We start from the raw sequence: 5,682 nt of genomic DNA, 5'->3' as shown, positions 1-5,682 counted from the left end.
CAGCCGTCAGCCATGGGCCCGCGCACCCTCGGTCCGGCCGGTCCGCAGGATGTGGCAGAATGGCTAGCTGTACTCGACAGCCGCATAGGACCCCTCTCTCCTCCGGCTGACGCGTCCATCGGACACTCGGGTACCGCAACCCCACGCGGCCATCTCGTCGTGTCCAACCCCGTCAAGACCAGGAGACACCACTTCCGTGGCAGTCAAGATCAAGCTGAAGCGTCTGGGCAAGATCCGTTCGCCTCACTACCGCATCGTCGTCGCCGACTCCCGTACCCGCCGTGACGGCAGGGCCATCGAGGAGATCGGTCTGTACCACCCGGTGCAGAACCCTTCGCGCATCGAGGTCGACTCGGACCGTGCGCAGTACTGGCTGGGTGTCGGCGCGCAGCCGACCGAGCCCGTGCTCGCCATCCTGAAGCTGACCGGCGACTGGCAGAAGTTCAAGGGCCTGCCGGCCCCGGCTCCGCTGCTCGTCGCCGAGCCGAAGGCCGCGCGCCCGCTGTTCGACGCCCTCGGTGGCGACGACGCGAGCAAGGGTGAGGCCATCACCCAGAAGAAGAAGGCTGAGAAGAAGGACGAGGCTCCGGCCGAGTCCGAGTCGACCGAGGCCTGAGCATGCTCGAGGAGGCTCTCGAGCACCTCGTGAAGGGCATCGTCGACAACCCCGACGATGTGCAGGTCGCTTCGCGTGACCTGCGCCGCGGGCGCGTTCTCGAGGTCCGGGTCCACCCCGACGACCTCGGTAAGGTGATCGGCCGCAACGGCCGCACCGCACGCGCTCTGCGCACCGTCGTGGGCGCCATCGGCGGCCGCGGTGTCCGCGTCGACCTCGTCGACGTGGATCACGTCCGCTGACGTAACAGGCAGCACCGGCTCGGGCCGGGGAGGGCTTACGAGCCATCCCCGGCCCGTAGTCGTCTGCGAACCCTCGCAGGCGGCCACGGACCGCGTGGATCCCTGCGCACCCGTGGGCGTCCGCGCACCCGCAGTCGTCCATGAAGCATGGCCGTCGGCACACGACAGGAGATCAAGCACAGTGCAGCTGGTAGTCGCTCGCGTCGGCCGCGCCCACGGCATCAAGGGCGAGGTCACCGTGGAGGTCCGCACCGACGAGCCGGAGCTCAGGCTCGGGCCCGGTGCCGTCCTGCTCACCGATCCGGCCTCCACCGGACCGCTGACCATCGAGACGGGCCGCGTCCACAGCGGCCGTCTTCTGCTGCGCTTCGCAGGCGTACGGGACCGCAACGCCGCCGAGGCGCTGCGCAACACCCTGCTGATCGCCGAGGTCGACCCGGAAGAGACCCCGGAGGACCCGGACGAGTACTACGACCACCAGCTGATGGACCTGGACGTGGTCACCAAGGACGGCGCCGAGGTCGGACGCATCACCGAGATCTCGCACCTGCCCTCCCAGGACCTGTTCGTGGTGGAGCGCGCCGACGGGACCGAGGTGCTGATCCCGTTCGTGGAGGAGATCGTCGTCGAGATCGACCTCGAGGAGCAGCGGGCCGTCATCGACCCGCCGCCCGGCCTGATCGACGACCAGGCGGAGGTCGTCTCCTCCCGGGACGAGGAGAACGGTTCCTCCGGGAGCGACGAGGACGCCGCGGAGGCCGACGCCTGATGCGGCTCGACGTGGTCACGATCTTCCCCGAGTACCTGGAACCCCTGAACGTCTCGCTCGTCGGCAAGGCACGCGCGCGTGGACAGCTGAACGTGCATGTGCACGATCTCCGGGAGTGGACGTACGACCGTCACAACACGGTCGACGACACCCCCTACGGCGGTGGCCCGGGCATGGTCATGAAGACCGAGCCCTGGGGCGACGCCCTGGACTCCGCCCTGGCGGACGGCTACGAGACGGGCTCCCACGGGCCCGTCCTGGTGGTTCCCACCCCCAGCGGTCGCCCCTTCACCCAGGAACTCGCCGTCGAGCTCTCCGAGCGCCCCTGGCTGGTCTTCGCGCCCGCGCGCTACGAGGGCATCGACCGCCGGGTCATCGACGAGTACGCGACGAGGATGCCCGTCTACGAGGTGTCCATCGGCGACTACGTCCTCGCCGGCGGTGAGGCGGCCGTCCTCGTCGTCACCGAAGCCGTGGCCCGGCTGCTGCCGGGTGTCCTCGGCAACGCCGAGTCGCACCGGGACGACTCCTTCGCCCCCGGGGCCATGGCCAACCTCCTGGAGGGCCCGGTGTACACCAAGCCCCCGCAGTGGCGCGGCCGTGAGATCCCCGAGGTGCTGGTCAGCGGCCACCATGGGAAGATCGCCCGATGGCGGCGCGACGAGGCACTGCGCCGCACGACGGCGAACCGGCCCGACCTCATCGAGCGCTGCGCCCCCTCCGCCTTCGACAAGAAGGACCGCGAGATGCTCTCGATCCTGGGCTGGCAGCCGGGCCCCGACGGCCGATTTGGGCGCAGGCCCGAGGCCGTGGAAGAATAGGCCGCTGCTCTACGTCGTCCGGCGTGCGCCCCTGCCACAGGGGGACACGACGCCCGTCCCGACGAGGCAACATCATCTTCGAACCCTCTCCCGTTGATGACCTGTGGCATCAGCGAAGAAAGCAGACAAAATGACTCACCTGCTCGACACTGTCGACAGCGCGTCGCTGCGCACCGACGTCCCGGCCTTCCGCCCGGGTGACACCGTCAACGTCCACGTCCGCGTCATCGAGGGCAACCGCTCCCGTGTGCAGCAGTTCAAGGGCGTAGTCATCCGTCGCCAGGGTGCCGGTGTCCGCGAGACCTTCACGGTCCGCAAGGTCTCGTTCTCCGTCGGCGTCGAGCGCACCTTCCCGGTGCACACCCCGATCGTCGAGAAGATCGAGCTCGTCACCCGCGGTGACGTGCGTCGCGCCAAGCTGTACTACCTCCGTGAGCTGCGCGGCAAGGCCGCGAAGATCAAGGAGAAGCGCGACAACTGACCTCGCGCCGCCGCGGCGATCCGCCGGCGACCGAGCCAGTAAGAAGGCGTCACATGGAGGCCGGATAGCATCTGGCCCCGATGGACACCGACGCACAGCATGTGGAGCGCGACCGCTCCTCCCGCCCTTCCGCTTCCGAGGAGATCTCGGACACAGCGGGGCCGGAGGGGCGGTCGCGTTCTGCGTTCGCCGACCGTGTCGCCGACTGGCTCCCCGGGGGCCGGATCACTCTCACCGTGCTGGTCTGTCTGGTATTTCTGCTGCTGGTCAGCCGCTTCGTGATGCAGCCGTTCGAAATTCCCAGCGGCTCCATGGAGTCCGGATTGAGGATCGGGGACCGCGTTCTCGTAAATAAGTTGGCGTACCGTTTTGGTTCCGAGCCGCAGCGGGGCGACGTCGTCGTGTTCGACGGCACTGGTTATTTCGGGAACGCGGACTACGTCAAACGCGTCGTCGGAGTAGGGGGAGACCACGTGGTCTGCTGCGACAAGGAGGGGAGACTCGAAGTGAACGGCCGATCGGTCGACGAGTCGACATTTCTCCATCGGGGTGACAGTCCGTCCGAGGCGCCCTTCGACATCGTCGTGCCCGAGGGGTCCCTCTTCCTGCTGGGCGATCACCGCAGCCGTTCCCGCGACTCCCGTGACCATCTGGGCTCGCCCGGCGGCGGCATGGTCCCCGTCGGTGACGTCATCGGCAGGGCCGACTGGATCGCCTGGCCCGCGGGCCACTGGACCCGGCTGACGCGTCCCGACGCCTATGCGCGGGTGTCCGCGGCCGGAGGTGCCCATGGGTAACCGTGGAAGGGCGCGCGGGGTCTCCGCCAGCGCCGCCGACAACCTGCTGCCCACCGGCTCCCGGCGCGCCTCCGGAGGCGCCGCCCGGCCCAGCCGGGTCGAGCGGCGCAAGCTCGCCCGCAAGATCAAGCGGCGCAGGCGGCGCTCGACCGTCAAGGAGATACCCCTCCTCGTCGGCGTGGCCGTGCTGATAGCCCTGGTCCTCAAGACCTTCCTGGTGCAGGCCTTCGTGATCCCGTCGGGCTCCATGGAGAACACGATCCAGATCGGCGACCGCGTCCTGGTGGACAAGTTCACCCCCTGGTTCGGCTCCGAGCCCAAGCGCGGTGACGTCGTCGTCTTCAAGGACCCCGGAGGCTGGCTCACCGCCGAGGAGACCAAGAAGAAGGACGACCCCGTGGTCGTCAAGCAGTTCAAGCAGGGGCTGACCTTCATCGGCCTGCTGCCGTCCGACAACGAGAAGGACCTGATCAAGCGGGTCGTCGGCGTCGGCGGCGACACGGTCAAGTGCTGCGACGCCGAGGGCCGGGTGACCGTGAACGGCACACCCCTGACCGAGCCCTACATCTACGCCGGCGACAAACCGTCGGACTTCTCCTTCGAGGTGAAGGTGCCCGAGGGCCGTCTGTTCGTGCTGGGCGACCACCGGGGCAACTCCGCCGACTCCCGTTATCACCGGACCGACAAGTTCAGCGGCACCGTCTCCCAGGACTCGATCGTGGGCCGGGCCATGATCATCGGATGGCCCATCGGTCACTGGACCCGCCTGCAGGAGCCCAGCACCTTCTCGACGGTGGCCGACGCGCCTGGAGGGTCGACCTCCGCTCTCTCTCTGTCGCATAGGGTGGCCCCTGCGGATCCAGACGGATTGATCCCGCTCCCGAGCCCTGCGGAACTCCCGCTCGTTATGGGAGTGGTGGGCCTGCGCCGAATACGGCGCGGGCGGCGGCACGGAGTGAGGAGTGGATGTGGGGGATGTGGCGGTCGGCGCACGGTCCGGACACGAAGGACCAGAAGGTCAGCCGGAGCGGCCCGACGATGCGGCTGCCCCTGCCGTAGAGGACGGTTCGGGTTCAGGGAGTGGCTCCGAGGGCGGGGACGCCTCGACCGGGCGCGCCGAGCGGAACCCGAAGTCCTCGAAGCAGCGCTCGTTCTGGAAGGAACTGCCGATCCTGATCGGCATCGCCCTGGTGCTCGCGCTGCTCATCAAGACATTCCTGGTGCAGGCGTTCTCGATCCCCTCGGACTCGATGCAGAACACCCTCCAGCAGGGTGACCGCGTCCTGGTCGACAAGCTGACCCCGTGGTTCGGCTCGGAGCCGGAGCGCGGCGAGGTCGTCGTCTTCCACGACCCGGACAACTGGCTGGCGGGCGAGCCCACGGCCAACCCGAACGCGCTGCAGACGTTCCTCAGCTGGATCGGCCTGATGCCGTCCGCCGAGGAGAAGGACCTCATCAAGCGGGTCATCGGCGTCGGCGGCGACACGGTCCAGTGCAAGGGCACCGGCCCGCTGACCGTCAACGGCAAGGCCCTGAACGAGGACGCGTACGTGTACGCCGGCAACACCCCGTGCAGCCAGGACGAGGACGGCGGCCAGTTCAAGGTCAAGGTTCCCGAGGGCATGATCTGGGTGATGGGCGACCACCGCCAGAACTCGCGGGACTCGCGCTACAACCAGGCGGACAAGCACCACGGCATGGTTCCGGTGAACGAGGTCGTCGGCCGTGCCATCGTCAAGGCCTGGCCCATCAACCGCTGGGGCACCCTGCCGGTCCCGGACACCTTCGACCAGTCCGGCCTGAACGACAAGGCGGCCGCGGCGGTCGGCTCCCCGGGTGCCGTGGCCCTCGTGGGCGCGGTGCCGCTCGTGCTGCTGCGACGCAGGCGCAAGGCGTCCCAGGACGACTGAGACGCCTCTCGGCCTTCGGGGCCGGCCGGTCCGGATTCCTCCGGAC

The 5,682-nt window shown here is 68.8% G+C and carries 7 protein-coding genes and 1 pseudogene; all 8 read left to right on the top strand.

Going from position 1 to position 5,682, the window contains the following annotated elements; genetic code table 11:
- Positions 1-196 precede the first annotated feature (196 nt).
- The 8 genes and pseudogenes from rpsP to lepB (ACFWBT_RS41365) all read left to right on the top strand — a co-directional run bounded on the left by rpsP (position 197) and on the right by lepB (ACFWBT_RS41365) (position 5,636).
- Entirely contained in the window at positions 197-616 is a 420-nt protein-coding gene (gene rpsP, locus ACFWBT_RS41400) for a 30S ribosomal protein S16 (RefSeq protein ID WP_266763184.1), read from the top strand.
- Positions 617-618: 2 nt separating this feature from the next.
- Entirely contained in the window at positions 619-858 is a 240-nt protein-coding gene (locus ACFWBT_RS41395; protein ID WP_005479813.1) for an RNA-binding protein, read from the top strand.
- Between the two features lie 181 nt (positions 859-1,039).
- Positions 1,040-1,627, top strand: a complete 588-nt coding sequence (rimM, locus tag ACFWBT_RS41390; protein WP_385709518.1) for a ribosome maturation factor RimM — start codon at positions 1,040-1,042, stop codon at positions 1,625-1,627.
- Positions 1,627-2,448, top strand: coding sequence for a tRNA (guanosine(37)-N1)-methyltransferase TrmD (gene trmD, locus ACFWBT_RS41385; protein WP_385709515.1), 822 nt, complete (start codon positions 1,627-1,629; stop codon positions 2,446-2,448). Before rimM ends, trmD begins: the two co-directional genes overlap by 1 nt.
- A gap of 130 nt (positions 2,449-2,578) precedes the next feature.
- Positions 2,579-2,929 carry a 50S ribosomal protein L19 gene (gene rplS, locus ACFWBT_RS41380; RefSeq protein WP_385709512.1) on the top strand — a complete coding sequence of 117 codons (351 nt, stop codon included), beginning with the start codon at positions 2,579-2,581 and terminating at the stop codon, positions 2,927-2,929.
- 80 nt (positions 2,930-3,009) lie between these two features.
- Complete coding sequence (gene lepB / locus ACFWBT_RS41375; RefSeq protein WP_385709510.1) at positions 3,010-3,726, top strand: signal peptidase I; 717 nt, start codon at positions 3,010-3,012, stop codon at positions 3,724-3,726.
- A pseudogene (gene lepB / locus ACFWBT_RS41370) lies at positions 3,689-4,417 on the top strand (signal peptidase I); the annotation flags it as partial. The gene lepB (ACFWBT_RS41375) and the pseudogene lepB (ACFWBT_RS41370), both read left to right, overlap by 38 nt.
- A gap of 277 nt (positions 4,418-4,694) precedes the next feature.
- Complete coding sequence (gene lepB / locus ACFWBT_RS41365; RefSeq protein ID WP_385709507.1) at positions 4,695-5,636, top strand: signal peptidase I; 942 nt, start codon at positions 4,695-4,697, stop codon at positions 5,634-5,636.
- Positions 5,637-5,682 lie beyond the last annotated feature (46 nt).

It is taken from the genome of Streptomyces sp. NPDC060027 (assembly GCF_042737005.1).
Classification (GTDB): Bacteria; Actinomycetota; Actinomycetes; order Streptomycetales; family Streptomycetaceae; genus Streptomyces.
Note: the sequence above shows the minus strand (reverse complement) of the source record. Positions and strands in the feature narration are given on the sequence as shown.